Here is a 14,312-nt window from a genome sequence, read left to right on the forward strand (position 1 = left end):
GGATGCGTTTCATCTTCTTTCTCCTGTCTGAATGCGCGGGATGCGCCTGGCAAATTGAACAGGCAGACAGAAGGAGTGTTCCCCGGTGAAGTTCAACTTTTGTAACTCTGGTCGTAGGTCAGCCTTAGGATGGCCGGCGTATATTAGAGGCCTCTTGAAGAAGACACTGCCCGCACCAGAATCCATGGCATGGCTCGGAGAATAGGCATTGGTGACCAGGTGGCGATTACGGCCAGGGTTCTGACGCGGGTAACAGAGGACCGCGTAAGGGTCTCGATCCCAGGTTACGACTTCCCACATTCCATCATCGACCACACCAAGGTGAACCGAGGCCAGCAAATCGACCTGAAAGGCGAGGTCACGCGCATCGACGAGGACACCGTGACTATCGACCTCGGGCCGCTGGTCACGGTCGACCGTGACAAGGTCCGGCTAATGGAGAAATATCGGCCGCCAAAACGACGAAAGGCACTTGTCGTTGCCCCGGATTAGAACCGACAACATCGCGACAGGCTATGAGGGCAGGCCGCATGACGGGCCGGTAGAGGACCAGTCGAAGCACTTGGTCTACTGCCCAGTCTGCGGCCAAACGTTCGACGCGCGCGATCTTGGACAGGTGTTCCACCACGCTGAGCCGCAGCACGAGCCGCTTCCGGTCGAGCAATAGTCCAGCTAGTTGAGCTCCGGCGGCAGACCGACGTTGAGACCCTTCAGCGCGCCACCGACGTACGTTGGATGAGAAAAGGGTGCTGCGTGCACCGCGCCTTCCCCGCGCGCCGATGTTCCACCTGGACCGCAAAAAAGTCCCGCCGCACTGCCAGAACGGCGGGACCGATCAAACGCTTTGCACCAGGCGGGGGGATGCGGGGTGGGCTTGCCAAGTGAGCGCGGACCGTAACCAACCCTAAGCGCAACGGCGGCAACGCGTCCACCAACCGCCGGTTGGAGCGACAGGACGATTGAGCCGCCGGCAGGTCAGGTCATCCCAGGGTCGCTATCGCTCGCAACCAGACGGTAGCGGAAATTGTTGCGGATGTGGTCGTTGAAATAGCGGCCCTTGGCGAACGCGGCCCGGAACGCGGCAAAGGTTTCCGGCGGTACCCCCTCAAACTCGTACCGCTTGCTGCTGGCGACGAACCACACCGAGAGGGTCCTTCTATCCAGATCATATTCCATCTTGCGGATCGAAGTAGATGGCATGAGCACCACAGGCCGAGGCCCGCGCCCTTGCGGGGAGCGCGGGCCGATCGGGATACCGATCTGCAGCAATACCTGGAGGGGAGGAATGGCTGCGTGCACCGAACTTGCGCGGCGGTCCCGTGTTCCAACCAGGATACACAAAAAGCTAGCCGCACCTTTCGGCATCATGCGGACGTTGGATTTCTGAGAAAGCGGGAGCGTCAATACCAACTTCTGGCGATGGAATTTTCCCGTGAGATAGGCACGCTCCACGGCGAAAGGAGTGCCCCGCCATGGCCGTCCTCGCCTATAACCTTGCCAATGACATCAAAGGATCGTGGAGGGTCGTCTTCGTGCCGGACGAACTGCATCTGTATGTGGAATTCAGCCAGCCAGACGCCGACACAAACCCGGCTGATTGGATGAGCGTTGATGATTTCCTTGCATGGCGGCCGAAAGGCGCACTCCACGAGCGAGCGCGCGACAGCTTGGTTTCGCTCATTTGCAAGGCGCTGACAGGGCGATGAGACACGGCAAACCCGCACCGAGATCGAGTGCGAGCGCCGCGAGTGGGCCTAGGGCCCCACAAGCCAGTGCCACCCCGCCGCCGGCAAACCGCGGCGGGCGAGTGCCTCGGGGACACGATGGTAGATTGCTAATGCGTTCGCGCGTGTGGCCTTAAGTCGCAAACTATTGGCTTCAGAAGCAGGGCGTAGGGCTTCATTGATGGTGCTACCAACACCATATGGTGACCCATAGCCCTCCAAAACGAGAGAAGCTCGTCCCGACGGGTCGCACTGCGGCCGTCAGCTGGTAATTGCTACGAACTAGGAAACCATCATGCCTGAAAATCCTGAAAATATCAGACCAACTTCGAGAGACGTCCCCCTCATTCAGCTAGGCCTCTATCAGTGCCGCTTCCCGGTGAGCGAAGACGCTTCTGTACCTGGCGGTTATCGTTTTTGTGCTGGGCCAACTTCGCCGGATCGCGTCTACTGCGATCACCACCACAACATTGTGACCGCCGTGGACCCTCGTCGAGCCCGTTCGGGTCTTCACCTCGCTCAACGACGCGCCGCGTAAGCCTGACTGGCGGCGGCCTCCCGGCCAGGCGCTATGCGCTCCAAGGCCTTGGCTACGACCTTGCCGTCGGCTCGGTCTGGCCCATCCTGCCTTATGCCGTCTTCGCCGATGTATCCCCGTCGCCCGATTGAGAACGACGACTTCTCGCCGAGCCCTTCAGCTCGCTAATCGCACAAACGCGTCGGCTCCAAAGGTTTGTCTGTCAGCACATCTTCCATGTGCCCGCACCTGAAGCCCCAACATCTTCTGCGACCAAACCGCGTACCTGGCACCGCCGATCGGTTGCTGCGGCGGATTTTTGCTGTTCGCAGCTGAACAATGCCTATCAACCTTGTCATCGCACCTAGTCGCACGTAGCGGCCGTTCGAATTCTCATCGCTCGGCGCGATGTTTGGTCCGTCTGCCCAGAAGAGCGGAGCAAGCCATTGACACCCACGAAGTTGCTGATTGGGCAGATCGCTGTCGTATTCGCAATTGTCATTCTTGGCGTGTGGACTGCAACCCAATGGTGCGCCTACATGCTCTCCTATCAGCCGCCACTGGGCGCGCCATGGTTTGTGACAGTCGGCTGGCCGATCTACCAGCCGTGGAAACTGTTCGAATGGTGGTTCCAATTTGACGCCTATGCGCCTGAAGTCTTCGACAAGGCTGGCATACTTGCCGGAGCCAGCGGGTTCCTGGGCTGTGCCGCCGCGATAGCTGGGTCCCTCTGGCGCGCACGGCAGCGGGGGTTGGTCACCACCTATGGATCCTCACGATGGGCCATGAAGCTGGAGATCGAGAAGGCGGGGCTGTTTCAGCCGGCCGGCGTTTTCCTTGGCGAACTGAATTATCGCTATCTGCGCCATGACGGACCGGAACACGTCATGGCCTTTGCGCCGACACGTTCGGGCAAGGGCGTCGGACTCGTTGTTCCAACCCTTCTTTCCTGGACCGGCTCGGCCGTCATTCACGACATCAAAGGCGAGAACTGGCAGCTGACCTCTGGCTGGAGGTCGAAGTTCTCGCACTGTCTCTTGTTCAATCCGACCGATCCGAGATCGGCGCGGTACAACCCGCTGCTGGAAGTGCGCAAAGGTCCAGATGAGGTCCGCGACGTTCAGAACATCGCCGACATTCTCGTCGATCCGGAAGGCGCGCTGGAGCGGCGGAACCATTGGGAGAAGACCAGTCATTCACTCCTAGTTGGCGCCATCTTGCACGTGCTCTACGCCGAAGAGGAAAAGACACTCGCCCGTGCCGCCACCTTCCTGTCGGACCCGCAACGCTCATTCGCTGCGACACTGCAGCGGATGCTGACCACAAACCACCTCGGCACGGTGGACAAGCCTCAGGTCCATCCGGTCGTGGCCTCGGCGGCTCGTGAGGTGCTGAACAAGTCAGAGAACGAGCGCTCAGGCGTTCTCTCGACCGCCATGTCGTTTCTCGGGCTCTATCGTGATCCAACGGTGGCCGCGGCAACATCGGCCTGCGACTGGCGCATTGCCGACCTTGTGGATGCCGAGCGACCGATGTCGCTGTATCTGGTCGTGCCGCCGTCGGATATCTCGCGCACTAAGCCCCTGGTGCGATTGGTGCTCAATCAAATCGGCCGGCGGCTGACCGAGCGCCTGGAGGGGGATCCAAAGAAGAGCCGCAAGCATCAGCTCCTGATGATGCTGGATGAATTTCCGGCGCTCGGTCGGCTCGACTTCTTCGAGACTGCGCTCGCCTTCATGGCAGGCTACGGCATCCGCGCTTATCTGATAGCGCAATCGTTGAACCAAATCTCCAAAGCCTATGGCGAGAACAACGCCATTCTCGACAATTGCCATGTGCGGATTGCCTTTTCCTCAAATGACGAGCGCACGGCCAAACGCATCTCGGACGCGCTCGGTACCGCGACGGAACTCAGATCGATGCGCAACTATGCCGGCCATCGGTTGGCGCCCTGGTTGTCCCACGTCATGGTAAGCCGCCAAGAGACCGCTCGCCCCCTGCTGACGCCGGGTGAGGTGATGCAGTTGCCGCAGGCTGACGAGCTAATCCTGGTTTCGGGATTGCCGCCGATTCGCGCCAAGAAGTTGCGTTATTACCAGGATCCGAATTTCACGGAGCGAGTGCTGCCTTCGCCGGTGCTGCGCGACGGTGCCTACGCGGATCGGCCCACGTCGCGCCCGGACGATTGGAGCGGACAGGTGCGCGGCGTGGATCGGCGTCTTGCTGGCGACGACGACAGTGCCGGCGCGGGAATCGAAGACGGAGGTGTCCAGCAGCAGCGCCATCCGGGCCTGCGCGAAGAACGGACCCTCGTCGTCCAGGAGCCTGATCAGGGCGATCTGTTCACGCCCGCAGACGATGACTGCGAGACGCTCGCCGACAAGCGCGTCATGGATCGGATTTCCACCGCCGCACGTGCGTACGGCCTCAACGAGGGAATGGGCGACGACAAGGACATCGTGCCCGGCTTCTGAACGGCGCGCCATACGCGGGCGCATCTCAGCGTAGATAACGGCCGTAAGCGATTTCGAGGATCTCGACGATGCTCGTTCCCGTCGCCGGTGCATCAGCGCCGGTCAGAGGGAACGAGCAGCATGAAGCCCCACCGCATTCGTCACCAGTTTTTGCTTGAACCCGAGTTGAGCCAGAAGCTGGAGAACCTCAGCCGCAATCCATCGACCACCAAATCGGCCATTGTGGCGCACGCGGTCGAGACCTTTATCGAGCGGCGTGGGGAGAATGAACTCGACCAGCGCTACGGCAAGAGGCTCGACCGTCTTTCCCGCGACCTCGGACATGTCAGGCGCGATGTCGAGATGATCCTGGAGAGCCTGGCGCTCTTCATCCGCTTTTCGATCACGCTTCATGCTCACACGCCGGTGCCGGACAGGGCCACGCAAGCGATTGCCCAGGAGCGCTTCGACAAATTCGTCGAACAGGTCGGCCGCCAAATCGCTTCCGGGAAACGGTCACTTGGCACCGACGATCGCAGGGGAGGGGAAGGATGAGTTCTCATCCGGAAGCCGACCATCGCCGCCGCGTCATGCTGCGCACCGCCATGGGTCCGGCGATCACCGAAGCCCTTGCCGATCCGACCGTCATTGAGGTGATGGTCAATCCCGACGGTGCGCTGCGGCTCGACCGGTTGGGTGAAGGCCGGGTCGACACCGGCGTGCACATGCATCCTTCTGAGGCCGAACGCATCATCCGCCTGGTCGCCTCCCACGTGCGCGCCGAGGCGCATGCTGACAATCCGATTGTCAGCGCCGAATTGCCATCGGGCGAGCGCTTCGAGGGTCTGCTGCCGCCTGTCGTGCTGGGGCCATGCTTCGCCATCCGAAAGCCTGCGGCGAAACTCTACACGTTGGCCGACTATGTCGCCGACCGGGTCATGCTGCCGCTGCAGGCCGATGCGCTGCAGAAGGCGGTCCGCGAGCGGCGCAACATCCTGGTCGCCGGCGGCACGTCGTCGGGCAAGACAACACTTGCCAATGCGCTGCTGGCACAAGCCGCCGATTGCGACGAGCGGGTGATCCTGATCGAGGACACGCGCGAACTGCAATGCGCGGCGAAGGATTGCGTTGCCTTGAGGACGAGGCGGGGGTCGGTCACGCTCGCCGATCTCGTGCGCTCGACCCTGCGGCTCAGACCCGACCGCATCATCGTGGGCGAAGTCAGGGGCGCGGAAGCCCTGGACATGCTGAAGGCATGGAACACCGGGCATCCCGGCGGCATCGCGACGGTTCACGCCAATTCGGCGCGCTCCGCTCTCTACCGTATCGAGCAGCTCGCCCAGGAAGCCGTCGTCACCGTTCCCCGCCGCCTCATCGCTGATGCGGTAGATCTGATCGTCTTCATCGCTGGGCGCGGATCCTCGCGCCGCATTGACGCGATCGCTGAGGTCACCGGTCTCGACAGCAGCGGTGATTACGCCATCACCCCGCTCACGCTTCCGCAACTCCAGCAGTTTTGAAAGGTCACCTCATGCTCAAGAAGCTTCGCTTCCTTTCGTCCACCGCGCTCGCGTTTCTTCTCACCCTCCCGGCCCACGCAGCGGGCTCCGGAATGCCTTGGGAACAGCCGCTGCAGCAGATCCTTGAGTCGGTGCAGGGACCGGTCGCCAAGATCGTCGCGGTGATCATCATCATCACCACCGGCCTGACCCTTGCTTTCGGTGACACGGCAGGCGGTTTTCGCCGGCTGATCCAGATTGTCTTCGGCCTGTCGATCGCCTTCGCGGCATCGAGCTTCTTTCTCTCCTTCTTCTCCTTCGGCGGCGGGGCACTCGTCTGATGGCCACCGGAGAGCAGCATGTCGAGGGTTTCGAAGTCCCCGTTCACAGGGCATTGACTGAGCCGATCCTGCTGGGCGGCGCGCCGCGAGCGGTGGCGATCCTCAACGGCACGGTGGCCGCGGCAATAGGCCTTGGCCTGCAGCAGTGGATCGCCGGACTGGCGCTCTGGATCGCCGGCCACACCCTCGCGGTCTTTGCCGCTCGCCGCGATCCGGACTTCGCCAGCGTGCTTGTCCGTCATCTTCGCCTGAAGGGGTGGCTTGCATGCTGAACCTTTCGGAGTATCGCGGCAAAGCCGATCGGCTTGCCGACCATCTGCCCTGGGCCGCTTTGGTCGCGCCCGGCATCGTGCTCAATAAAGACAGTAGCTTCCAGCGAACCTTCCGGTTCCGTGGCCCCGACCTTGAAAGCGCGACCGAAGCCGAGTTGGTCGGCATCTGCGCACGAGCCAACAATGCGCTACGAAGGTTGGGCTCCGGATGGGGGTTGTTTTTCGAGGCCGAGCGCGTTGAAGCGCTGGGCTATCCGAGCTCGGCTTTTCCCGATGCTGCCTCATGGCTGGTCGATGAGGAAAGGCGCGCGGCCTTCGAGGGCAAGGTCGCGCACTTCGAGAGTCGCTATCATCTGACCTTGGTCTTCATGCCGGCGCCAGATGGCCAGGCGCGGGCGGAAAGCGCACTGGTCGACTCGCATCACTCGGGAGGGGCTAGAGACTGGCGCCAGGAGCTGGCGTGGTTTCGCGACGAGACCGACCGCGTCCTGGATTTGCTGTCCGGGTTCATGCCGGAAGTGCGCGCCCTCGATGATGCCGAGACGCTAACCTATCTGCACGGCACAATCTCGACCTACCGCCATCCGGTCGCCATGCCGGAAACGCCAATGTATCTCGACGGTGTTCTGGTTGACGCGCCGCTTACCGGCGGCCTGGAGCCGATGCTGGGTGAGCAGCATCTGTGCACCCTCACCATCCTTGGTTTCCCGAACGTCACCCGGCCAGGGATCCTCGACGCGCTCAACCATCAGGATTTCGCCTACCGCTGGATGACGCGCTTCATCCCGCTCGACAAGACGGAAGCCACAAAGACACTGACCCGGTTGCGCCGTCAGTGGTTTGCCAAGCGCAAATCGGTCGCAGCCATCCTGCGCGAGGTCGTGACCAACGAACCCGTCCCTCTCGTCGATAGTGACGCCGACAACAAGGCGCTCGATGCGGATGTCGCCCTTCAGGCATTGGGCGGCGATCACGTCGGCTTCGGCTATCTCACCACAACGGTGACGGTATGGGACCAGGACCGACAGGCCGCCGCGGAAAAGCTCCGAGCGGTTGAGCGCATAGTCAATGGGCTCGGCTTCACCACGATCCGTGAAAGCATCAATGCGGTCGAGGCGTGGCTCGGCTCGTTGCCCGGTCATGTCTACGCTAACGTTCGCCAGCCGCTCGTTCACACGCTGAATCTTGCCCATGTCATGCCGCTGTCGTCGGCGTGGGCCGGTCCGGTGGATAACGAGCATCTCGCCAACGTGACTGGGACCGAATCCCCGCCGCTTCTCTTCGCAGAGACCAACGGGTCGACACCGTTTCGGCTTTCCACCCATGTCGACGATGTCGGTCACATGCTGATCGTTGGTCCGACCGGTGCCGGCAAGTCGGTTCTGCTCGCGCTAGTCGCTCTGCAGTTTCGACGCTATGCCGGGGCGCAGGTCTATGTCTTCGACAAGGGCAATTCGGCTCGTGCGGCAACACTGGCCATGGGCGGAGAACACCACGCGCTGGGCGCGGATGGTGCGCTTGCCTTCCAGCCACTGAGCAATATCGGCGACCAGACTACTCGCAGCTGGGCGGCGGAATGGATAGCCGGCCTCGTTGCCCATGAGAATGTCAGCGTTACGCCGGAGGTAAAGGAGGCGATCTGGTCGGCACTCATCAGCCTTGCGACTGCGCCGGTGCAGGAACGCACGCTGACGGGCCTGTCGGTTCTGCTTCAGTCCAATGGGCTCAAGGCCGCGTTGATGCCCTACACGCTCGACGGTCCCTTCGGCCGGCTGCTCGATGCCGATGAAGATCGGCTGGCTTTGTCGGATGTGCAGTGTTTCGAGACCGAAGAGCTGATGCACAGCCAAGGCGCTGTGCTCCCGGTGCTCACCTATCTGTTCCATCGTCTCGAGGAGCGGTTCGACGGACGGCCGACGCTGCTGATGCTCGACGAGGCGTGGGTCTATCTCGACAACCCTCTCTTTGCCGCCCGCATCCGCGAATGGCTGAAGGTGCTGCGAAAGAAGAACGTCTCCGTGATTTTCGCCACGCAGTCACTTGCAGAGATCGCTGCCTCGTCGATCGCGCCGGCAATCATCGAGAGCTGCCCACAGCGCATTTTTCTTCCCAATGACCGTGCCGTGGAACCGCAGGTGCGGGCAGCCTATGAGTGCTTCGGCCTGAACGAGCGGCAAATCGAATTGGTCGCCCGTGCCACACCGAAGCGCCAGTATTACCTGCAGTCACGCCGCGGCAACCGCCTCTTCGAGCTCGGGCTCGGCCCGATCGCTCTTGCGCTCTGCGGCGCCTCTGATCCGGCCACGCAAGCTTTGATCGACAGCGTCCTGTCAGAGCACGGGCAGGACAGCTTTGCCTCCCGGTTCCTGAGTGCGCGCGGCCTCGATTGGGCTGCCGAGCTTCTCCAGCAATTCCCTCAACCAGACAAGGAGCAATCGTCATGATGCGGCGCCGCCTTCTCACCAGCCTGATCACCGTTTCCCTGATCGCAAAACCAATGGCCGACTACGTTCAGCCGGCCCACGCCCTGATCGTGTTCGATCCGTCGAATTATGCGCAGAACGTGCTGACAGCGGCACGTTCCCTGGAGCAGATAAACAACCAGATCCAGTCGCTTCAGAACCAGGCGACGATGCTGCAGAACATGGCGCGGCACCTTCAGCGCCTGGATTTTTCTTCCGTGGGCCAGCTCACAGGTTCGCTCCAACGGATCGACGGCCTGATGACCCAGGCCAGCGGCCTGAGCTTCGATCTCGACAAGCTTCAGAACCAGTGGCGTGTGCAATATCCGGAAAGCTACGACGCCACAATCGAGGTCAACGATGTGGCGAGCGCCGCGCGCGAGCGCTGGCAAAACGCCATGCAGGCGTTCCGCCAAACCATGAGCGCGCAGTCGCAGATCGTGGAGAACGTGCGGGCCGACGGCGACCTGCTTACCGATCTCGTCAACCGCAGTCAGGGCGCGGCAGGTGCCCTTGAGGCAAGCCAGGCCACCAATCAGCTGATCGCGCTTTCGACCAAGCAGCAGATCCAGATCCAGACGCTGCTCGCGACCCAGTTCCGGGCTGAAGCCGAAGATGCTGCCCGCAAGGCGCAGTCCGAGGAAGCCGCCCGCGAGACGACGAAGCGTTTCCTCGGCACCGGTACGGCCTATCCCGGCAACTGATCAGCAGTTCTTCAAGACAACGAGGAAGGCGGCGACATGAATGACCTCGGCGTCATTGATCGCTTCATGGAGACTTTTACCCGCTATATTGATAGCGGGTTCGGTCTGCTTTCGGGCGACGTCGCCTTTCTCACCACCATCCTGATCGGCATCGACATCACGCTGGCAGGCCTGGTCTGGGCGTTCGGCGGCGAGCCCAATGTTCTTGGCCGGCTTGTCCGAAAGGTGCTCTATGTCGGCGCCTTCGCGTTCATCCTGAACAATTTCAGAAGCCTTGCCGACATTATCTACCGCTCCTTTGCCGGGCTCGGCATCAACGCTTCGTCCGGCAATTTGTCCGCCGACAGTCTCCTGCGGCCAGGCCGCATTGCCGCGGCCGGCTTCGAGGGCGCCTGGCCGCTGCTCAATCAAGCGAGCCAGCTAGTCGGCTTTCCCGAGATTTTTGGCAACGCGCTGACCATCTTCGTGCTGCTTCTCGCCTGGTTCCTGGTCCTCATCGCCTTCTTCATCCTTTCCATCCAGCTTTTCATCACCATCCTGGAGTTCAAACTCACCACATTGGCCGGCTTTGTTCTGGTGCCCTTCGCGCTCTGGAACCGCTCGGCGTTTCTGGCCGAGCGCGTGCTCGGCAATGTGATCTCGTCGGGCATTAAGGTGATGGTGCTTGCCGTCATCGTCGGCATCGGCTCCACGCTCTTCGGCGAGTTCGCTTCCGCCCTGCAAGGCAAGGAGCCGGACTTGGCCGCGGCCATGTCACAGGTACTGGGCGCGTTGGCGCTGCTTGGGCTCGGCATTTTCGGGCCGGGAATTGCCTCGGGTCTTGTCTCGGGCGCGCCGCAGCTTGGCGCGGGAGCCGCACTCGGAACCACCGCGGCGGCCGCCGGATCAACGCTCGTTGCCGGAGGTGCGGCGCTTGCCGGCGCGCGCATGGCAACCGGCGGCGGTCTCGCCGCCGTTCGAGCCGGCACGGCCATGGGATCGGCTGCTTCCACAGCTTGGCAGATGGGGCGTGCAACATCGCCCGAGTCCGGCCTCTCCGGCGTAGCGGCTGGACTGCAGGGCGTTGCCGGCGCAGCTGGCGGCGCCGCGATGCGGGGAATGCGATCTGCAACAGAACCATTCCGGCGCAGCGCCGATGCCGGCCGCGATGCCGCCTGGACCGCGACGGGCGGCACGCCGACCGCATCAATGACCGGAAACCCTGCCGCGTCAGGTGCCAATGCCGCGCCGGCGTGGGCGAGGCGCTTGCGTTCCGAACAGACCGCGCGCGCCCATCGCCACGCCGCCACGCAGGCCGTCCGCGATGGCGATCGGGGTGGAAGCGGCGCCAACCCCTCTCTCAACGATAAGGAAGACTAGATGCTCTTCAAGCGACCAGTTCAACGCTACGGGAAGACGCCCCACCCCGTCACACCATACCAGAAGGCCGCCCAACTTTGGGACGAGCGCATCGGCACTGCGCGCGTGCAGGCAAGGAACTGGCGCCTGATGGCCTTTGGCTGCCTCGCTCTGGCCACCGGGCTCTCTGGTGGACTCTTGTGGCAGTCGATGCAGGGCCGCGTCGTGCCCTATGTCGTCGAGGTTGATCGTTTCGGCGAGGCGCGCGCCGTCGCTCCAGCAATCCGGGACTACGAGCCCACCGATGCCCAGATCGCCTGGCATCTCGGCCGCTTCATCCAGAATGTCCGCTCTGTTTCCACCGATGCGGTGCTGGTGCGGCAGAATTGGCTCTCGGCCTACGACTTTGCCACCGACCGCGGAGCCCTCTTTCTCAACGAGTACGCTAAGGCCAACGACCCGTTCGGCAAGATCGGCACGCGCAGCGTCTCGGTGCAGGTGACGAGCGTGGTTCGAGCGTCCGACAGCTCCTTTCAAGTCAAATGGACCGAGCAGGTCTTTGAGCGCGGCAGCCTCGCCAGCACAACGCGTTGGACCGGGATCCTCACCATTGTGATCCGGCCGCCGAACAATACCGATCAGCTGCGCAAAAACCCGCTCGGCGTCTTCATCAATGCCATCGACTGGTCGCGCGAGCTCGACAGTGCCGCGCAGACTTCCGTTCCCCCAAAGGAGCCCGCCAATGATAAATAGACTCTCGTCGCTCCGCACTGCGCTGGTCCTGTCGACGTCGGCTGCGGTCATCTCCGCCTGTGCCTCGAAGCCGGTGCCGCCACCTCAGATTTCCTATGATGCTGCCAAGTTCCAACCGGCGGCAATCGAGAAGGCGCCGGAGAAGCCCGTCAAAGTCGTGGAAGTGCCGAAACCGCTACCGCTGCCCGGCCAGTTGCAGCCCGAGCCGGGCAAGGCTGCTGAAGACAGGCGCTCGCCTGAAGAACGTGTCGCCGATGCCAACAAGGCGGCGACGCAGCAACCCACCAAATATGGCTATGTGAATGCGGTGCAGGTTTACCCCTTTGCCGAAGGCGCGCTCTACCAGCTCTATGCCGCACCGGAGCGCGTCAGCGATATCGCTCTGCAGTCAGGCGAGAAACTCCAATCCGTGTCGGCCGGCGATACAGTGCGCTGGGTAATTGGCGACACCGTCAGTGGCTCCGGCGATGACCAGCGCACCCATGTGCTGGTGAAGCCCTTCGCGCCAGGACTTGCCACCAATCTGGTGATCACCACGGACCGGCGAAGCTATCACTTGCAGCTTCAAAGCACGGATAAGACCGCCATGGCGGCAATCTCCTGGACCTACAGCGAGGACCAGATTATCGCGCTACGCCGGCGCGATGCGCAGGCCGAGGCTGCTATGCCAGTGGCGTCGAATGTGGCTCTCGAAAATATTCGCTTCCGCTATTCGATTACCGGCGACATGCCGCCCTGGAGGCCGACGCGCGCGTTCGATGATGGCAGCAAGGTCTACATCGAGTTTCCGCGCCGCATCGATCAGGGCGAGGCCCCGCCGCTCTTCATCGTCGGTGCTGACGGGGACAACCAGCTCGTCAACTACCGCATACGCGGCAACTATTACATTGTCGATCGCCTCTTCGCCGCGGCCGAACTGCGCCTCGGCGCCAAGCAGCAACAGGTGGTGCGCATCACGAGGACCGACGGCAGGCAAGCGCCGCTGCGGAAATTGCTCTTTTCGCGTTCCAGCAGGTGAGGGACGGCCCATGACGGATACTTCCCGCTCCGATGCTTCACCGAAACTCGATCCAGAACAGCTGCAGCTGCGGGCCTCGCCTCGCCGCGCTGTGCGCTTCAAGCGCGGCATTATTGTCGCCATTGCTGCTGTTGGTTCCGGGACCGTTCTAGGCGTCACCATGATGGCGCTGCAGGGACCGGCGCTGCGCATCAAAGAGCAGGCTGAAGAGCTTTACAACACTGAGCGGAAGCCAACCGCGGAGGCAATTGAAAGGCTGCCTAAGGACTATTCCGGGATCAAGCCCAAGCCTCCGGTGCTTGGACCACCGCTGCCCGGCGACCTCGGCCGCCCCATCCTTGAGCACCAACGCCAGCTGGGCATCGCGCCGGGCCAGGAGGTTTCGGCGGAGGAGCAGCGCCTTGCACAGCAGGCGATCGAGGCGCGCGAATCGCAAGTCTTCTTCCGGATCGAAAATCGACCCCGGCTAACGGATGCCGCCGGCAACGGGCAGGGCGGGCGTCCACCCTTTGAGGCAACGGCTCCACAATCGGACGCCGCACGCGATTCAGCTTCCGTAGCACCGGCCGAGGGCGACCAAAACAATCAACAGCGAAAGCTCGATTTTGTCAGCCAGCGGAACACAAGTGGAATCTACAATCTGCATGCACTGCAGACGCCGGCTTCGCCGTATCAGCTGATGGCCGGCAGCGTCATCGCAGCGAGCCTGATCACTGGCATCAATTCCGACTTGCCCGGCCTCGTCGTCGCACAGGTCACCGAGAATGTGCAGGACACAGTCACCGGCAGCACCTTGCTCATTCCGCAAGGCTCTCGCCTGATTGGCACCTATGACAGCGTTGTTGCCTTTGGACAAAGGCGCGCGCTGCTGGTCTGGCAACGGATACTGCTGCCCGACGGCTCTTCGATCGAAATCGACAATCTGCCGGCGACGGACACCGCCGGCTATGCCGGGCTTGAGGACAAGGTGGATTTCCACACCTGGCAGCTGATGAAAGGCGTTGCGCTGGCCACGTTGCTGGGGGTCGGCACGGAGCTGAGCCTCGGGCAAGACGAAAGCGACCTGGTCAAAGCAATCCGCGAATCCGCTCAGCAGAACGTCAGTCAAGCTGGCCAGCGCATCACCGAGAAGAACCTCAATATTCAGCCCACGATCACCGTCCGCCCTGGTTGGCCACTGCGCGTCATCGTGCACAAGGATCTTGTGCTACGGCCGTACCCGAATTGACTG

At 62.3% G+C, this 14,312-nt stretch carries 15 protein-coding genes; 14 read left to right on the forward strand and 1 reads right to left on the reverse strand.

Annotation, left to right across the window (positions count from 1 at the left end; all coding sequences use genetic code 11):
* Positions 1-189 precede the first annotated feature (189 nt).
* Positions 190-492, forward strand: a complete 303-nt coding sequence (locus NKH41_RS18550; RefSeq protein ID WP_352473687.1) for a hypothetical protein — start codon at positions 190-192, stop codon at positions 490-492.
* Positions 493-975: 483 nt separating this feature from the next.
* Here NKH41_RS18550 and NKH41_RS18555 read toward each other — a convergent pair whose 3' ends face one another.
* Positions 976-1,452, reverse strand: a complete 477-nt coding sequence (locus tag NKH41_RS18555; protein WP_352933254.1) for a KTSC domain-containing protein — start codon at positions 1,450-1,452, stop codon at positions 976-978.
* 20 nt (positions 1,453-1,472) lie between these two features.
* On the opposite strand from NKH41_RS18555, the gene NKH41_RS18560 reads away from it, so the two are divergent.
* The 13 genes from NKH41_RS18560 (at position 1,473) to NKH41_RS18620 (ending at position 14,309) form a co-directional block, all read left to right on the forward strand.
* Positions 1,473-1,706 (forward strand): hypothetical protein, encoded by a 234-nt coding sequence (locus tag NKH41_RS18560; RefSeq protein WP_352457940.1) that lies wholly within the window; start codon positions 1,473-1,475, stop codon positions 1,704-1,706.
* A 313-nt stretch (positions 1,707-2,019) separates the two neighbouring features.
* On the forward strand, positions 2,020-2,262 hold the full coding sequence (locus tag NKH41_RS18565) for a GcrA family cell cycle regulator (RefSeq protein WP_352473685.1): 243 nt from the start codon (positions 2,020-2,022) through the stop codon (positions 2,260-2,262).
* Between the two features lie 425 nt (positions 2,263-2,687).
* Entirely contained in the window at positions 2,688-4,715 is a 2,028-nt protein-coding gene (locus tag NKH41_RS18570) for a conjugal transfer protein TraG (RefSeq protein WP_352933257.1), read from the forward strand.
* Between the two features lie 120 nt (positions 4,716-4,835).
* Entirely contained in the window at positions 4,836-5,249 is a 414-nt protein-coding gene (locus tag NKH41_RS18575) for a CopG family transcriptional regulator (protein WP_352547797.1), read from the forward strand.
* Positions 5,246-6,214: a P-type conjugative transfer ATPase TrbB gene (gene trbB, locus NKH41_RS18580; protein ID WP_352933260.1), complete on the forward strand. Its 969-nt coding sequence runs from the start codon at positions 5,246-5,248 to the stop codon at positions 6,212-6,214. The genes NKH41_RS18575 and trbB overlap by 4 nt, the downstream gene beginning before the upstream one ends.
* An 11-nt stretch (positions 6,215-6,225) precedes the next feature.
* Positions 6,226-6,534, forward strand: a complete 309-nt coding sequence (locus NKH41_RS18585; protein WP_352547795.1) for a TrbC/VirB2 family type IV secretion system protein — start codon at positions 6,226-6,228, stop codon at positions 6,532-6,534.
* Complete coding sequence (locus NKH41_RS18590) at positions 6,534-6,806, forward strand: VirB3 family type IV secretion system protein (RefSeq protein WP_352571685.1); 273 nt, start codon at positions 6,534-6,536, stop codon at positions 6,804-6,806. Before NKH41_RS18585 ends, NKH41_RS18590 begins: the two co-directional genes overlap by 1 nt.
* Positions 6,800-9,250: a conjugal transfer protein TrbE gene (gene trbE / locus NKH41_RS18595; RefSeq protein ID WP_352933264.1), complete on the forward strand. Its 2,451-nt coding sequence runs from the start codon at positions 6,800-6,802 to the stop codon at positions 9,248-9,250. The genes NKH41_RS18590 and trbE overlap by 7 nt, the downstream gene beginning before the upstream one ends.
* On the forward strand, positions 9,247-9,972 hold the full coding sequence (gene trbJ, locus NKH41_RS18600) for a P-type conjugative transfer protein TrbJ (protein WP_352933267.1): 726 nt from the start codon (positions 9,247-9,249) through the stop codon (positions 9,970-9,972). The genes trbE and trbJ overlap by 4 nt, the downstream gene beginning before the upstream one ends.
* Positions 9,973-10,008: 36 nt before the next feature.
* Positions 10,009-11,331, forward strand: coding sequence for a P-type conjugative transfer protein TrbL (gene trbL, locus NKH41_RS18605; protein ID WP_352933270.1), 1,323 nt, complete (start codon positions 10,009-10,011; stop codon positions 11,329-11,331).
* The gene (trbF, locus tag NKH41_RS18610; RefSeq protein WP_031212913.1) at positions 11,332-12,063 is read left to right on the forward strand and encodes a conjugal transfer protein TrbF; all 732 of its coding nucleotides are present in this window, start codon (positions 11,332-11,334) and stop codon (positions 12,061-12,063) included.
* On the forward strand, positions 12,053-13,081 hold the full coding sequence (gene trbG / locus NKH41_RS18615) for a P-type conjugative transfer protein TrbG (protein ID WP_352746265.1): 1,029 nt from the start codon (positions 12,053-12,055) through the stop codon (positions 13,079-13,081). The genes trbF and trbG overlap by 11 nt, the downstream gene beginning before the upstream one ends.
* A gap of 10 nt (positions 13,082-13,091) precedes the next feature.
* Complete coding sequence (locus tag NKH41_RS18620) at positions 13,092-14,309, forward strand: TraB/TrbI/VirB10 family type IV secretion system protein (RefSeq protein ID WP_352933321.1); 1,218 nt, start codon at positions 13,092-13,094, stop codon at positions 14,307-14,309.
* Positions 14,310-14,312: the final 3 nt, after the last annotated feature.

This window comes from Mesorhizobium sp. M1169, from assembly GCF_040318345.1.
Lineage (GTDB): Bacteria > Pseudomonadota > Alphaproteobacteria > Rhizobiales > Rhizobiaceae > Mesorhizobium.

Bases quoted from the DNA above. Each gene is read 5' to 3' on its own strand.
- NKH41_RS18550 (WP_352473687.1), top strand. From the start codon at position 190: ATGGCTCGGAGAATAGGCATTGGTGACCAGGTGGCGATTACGGCCAGG.
- NKH41_RS18560 (WP_352457940.1), top strand. From the start codon at position 1,473: ATGGCCGTCCTCGCCTATAACCTTGCCAATGACATCAAAGGATCGTGG.
- NKH41_RS18565 (WP_352473685.1), top strand. From the start codon at position 2,020: ATGCCTGAAAATCCTGAAAATATCAGACCAACTTCGAGAGACGTCCCC.
- NKH41_RS18575 (WP_352547797.1), top strand. From the start codon at position 4,836: ATGAAGCCCCACCGCATTCGTCACCAGTTTTTGCTTGAACCCGAGTTG.
- trbB (WP_352933260.1), top strand. From the start codon at position 5,246: ATGAGTTCTCATCCGGAAGCCGACCATCGCCGCCGCGTCATGCTGCGC.
- NKH41_RS18585 (WP_352547795.1), top strand. From the start codon at position 6,226: ATGCTCAAGAAGCTTCGCTTCCTTTCGTCCACCGCGCTCGCGTTTCTT.
- NKH41_RS18590 (WP_352571685.1), top strand. From the start codon at position 6,534: ATGGCCACCGGAGAGCAGCATGTCGAGGGTTTCGAAGTCCCCGTTCAC.
- trbE (WP_352933264.1), top strand. From the start codon at position 6,800: ATGCTGAACCTTTCGGAGTATCGCGGCAAAGCCGATCGGCTTGCCGAC.
- trbJ (WP_352933267.1), top strand. From the start codon at position 9,247: ATGATGCGGCGCCGCCTTCTCACCAGCCTGATCACCGTTTCCCTGATC.
- trbL (WP_352933270.1), top strand. From the start codon at position 10,009: ATGAATGACCTCGGCGTCATTGATCGCTTCATGGAGACTTTTACCCGC.
- trbF (WP_031212913.1), top strand. From the start codon at position 11,332: ATGCTCTTCAAGCGACCAGTTCAACGCTACGGGAAGACGCCCCACCCC.
- trbG (WP_352746265.1), top strand. From the start codon at position 12,053: ATGATAAATAGACTCTCGTCGCTCCGCACTGCGCTGGTCCTGTCGACG.
- NKH41_RS18620 (WP_352933321.1), top strand. From the start codon at position 13,092: ATGACGGATACTTCCCGCTCCGATGCTTCACCGAAACTCGATCCAGAA.